The 2,522-nt window shown below is 28.0% G+C and carries 2 protein-coding genes; both read left to right on the top strand.

Features of this window, described 5'->3' with window-relative positions:
* The first annotated feature begins 242 nt into the window (after nt 1-242).
* Nucleotides 243-536, top strand: coding sequence for an HPr family phosphocarrier protein (locus tag Q0370_RS00165; RefSeq protein ID WP_299570452.1), 294 nt, complete (start codon nt 243-245; stop codon nt 534-536).
* A gap of 61 nt (nt 537-597) precedes the next feature.
* Nucleotides 598-2,400, top strand: a complete 1,803-nt coding sequence (locus tag Q0370_RS00160; protein WP_299570450.1) for a S1 RNA-binding domain-containing protein — start codon at nt 598-600, stop codon at nt 2,398-2,400.
* Nucleotides 2,401-2,522 lie beyond the last annotated feature (122 nt).

Genomic DNA, 2,522 nt, shown 5'->3' with positions numbered 1-2,522 from the left:
TATTTAAATGAGAATAACATAAATTATAATTACTGTGGTGTAATTTATTAAAAAATTTATAAAAATAATAAGATAGACATTGATTTTTAACTGAATAAATGATATTATTTACATAGATTTACAATTAAAGTATAGTATAATTGTGTAAAAACTAAAATAAATAATTATAATTGATTTATTTAATTCTACAGTGCATTGCTTCACATAGATTTGGGAGTAGGTAAAGACAGAAAAGGCAAATTATGACAGAAATTATTGTGGAAATAAAAAATGAGCAAGGACTTCATGCAAGACCATCTGGGCAGATTGTCAATATCGCAAAGAAATATGATTTGACTTTGGAAATAGAAAAAGTTGGAGAAAATGAAATTGTAAATGCAAAGAATGTATTTGGAGTAATGATGCTTGGAGCAGCTAAGGGAGAAAAATTAAAGCTTAGAGCAATTTCAAAAAATGAAGAAAATATAGAAAATGAAAAGAAATTATTAGAAGAATTAAGAAAAATAATTGAAGTTGATAAATTTTTTGAAGAATAATTTTTATAAATAAAAAAGAAGGGAGAAGAACTGGCTTTTAATAGCAGTTCTAGAGTGCAAAATGAACGAAAAAGAATTTGAATTATTATTGGAAGATTATTTACCAGAAGAAAAAAAATCTGGAGATGTAGTAGAAGGAGTTATTACTAGAAAAGAACTGGATTATGGTTTTCTTGATTTGAATGCAAAGAAAGAAGGAAGAATTTATGCAAGCGAGGTTAAAGACTTTGAAATAGGAGATAAAATTGAAGTAAAAGTTTTAAGAGAAGATGATGAGAACATCATTGTTTCAAAATTTGTGTTGGATAAGGCAAAAGAACTAGCATCATTTAATGTAGATGACATTGTAACAGGAGAAATTATTAAGAAAATTAAAGGTGGATACACTGTAAAAATTGGAAAAAATGAAGCATTTCTACCATTTTCACTTGCCAGATTTGACAAAAATAAAGATTATACAGGACAAAAGTTTAAATTTTTAATAAAGGAAAAAAATAAGAGCAATATAACTATTTCAAGAAGTGACTTAATAAAAATTGAAGAAGAAAAATATTTAGAAAATGTAAATATTGGAGATGTTGTTACTGGTAAAATTAAAGAGATATTTGACTTTGGAATTATCTTGGACTTGGGAGCAACTAGTGGATTTATTCATATATCTGAAATTTCTTGGGATCAAGTGGATAATTTGACTGAAAAATATAAAATTGGTGATGAAATAAGTGCTAAAATTATTGAAAAGGATGCTGAAAAAAATAGATTGAAATTAAGCATAAAACAATTGTCAGAAGATCCTTGGGTTGCATTTGCGGCAAGCCATAATGTAGGAGATGTAGTCGAAGCAGTCGTAAAGGATGTACTTGATTTTGGGATAGTTGTGACTGTTGACGGTAATTCTGGATTTGTACATGTTTCAGAGCTGGCTTGGCATAATGGTGCTAAAGAGCTTAAAAACTACAAGGAAGGAGACAAATTTTCTGCAAAAATTATTCAAATTGAAGATGAAAAGAAAAACGTTAAGTTAAGTGTAAAACAATTATCAGAAAACCCTTGGGATACAGTCAAGGAAAAATACCACATTGGAGATATTATTGAAAAACCAATAACAGAAGTATTTGACTTTGGATTATTAATTTCACTGGAAAAAGATATTGACGGACTTTTACATGTGTCTGACTTGTCATACAAGAGAGAAGCCAATTTAACTTCAAAATATAAAGCAGGAGATGTAATCAAATTTAAAATAGTTGACTTTAATGACGAAAAAAATAGAATTACTTTAAGTGCCAAAGCATTGCTTGATGACAGATGGGAAGTTCTTGAGGAAACTTATGACTTTGATAATGCATTTAAAGGAAAGATTATGAATGTTCAGGATTATGGAATTTTTGTGGAATTAGAAAAAGGAATAGAAGTTTTTATTCATAAAAACGAATTTTCATGGGATAAAAAAGAACATAAAGAATACAAAGTTGGCGATGAAGTCGAATTTAAAGTAATTGTAGTTGATAAACTTGATAAAAAACTGTCTGGAAGTATCAAGCAATTAGAAAAATCACCTTGGAAGGAAGCAATTGAACAATATAAGAAAGGAAATATTGTAAATACTGAGATTGTCGAAATTCAGGAAAATTTTGTACTTGTTAAATTAACAGAAAGATTTAACGGGATTATACCAAAACGTGAGTTGACAGAGGAATTTTTGAAGGATATTTCTGAAAAATTCTCAGTTGGAGATAAAGTTGAGGCTGTAATTACAGATATTAATGAAAAAAGAAAATCAATTGCATTATCTGTAAAAAAAGTTCAGGAAATGGAAGAGAAAAAAGAGATGGATGAACTTATGAAAGTTTATGGAGTTTAATTTTGACAAACTTAACAATAACTGAAAAAATACTATTTGCAAGGGGGATTCCCCCTTGTTGTTTATAAAGCATAAATTGAATATATAGTTATGTATAAAAAGACAGAGTAAAAAATATAGGG

Source organism: uncultured Leptotrichia sp., assembly GCF_938036635.1.
Classification (GTDB): Bacteria; Fusobacteriota; Fusobacteriia; order Fusobacteriales; family Leptotrichiaceae; genus Leptotrichia; species Leptotrichia hongkongensis.
Note: the sequence above shows the minus strand (reverse complement) of the source record. Positions and strands in the feature narration are given on the sequence as shown.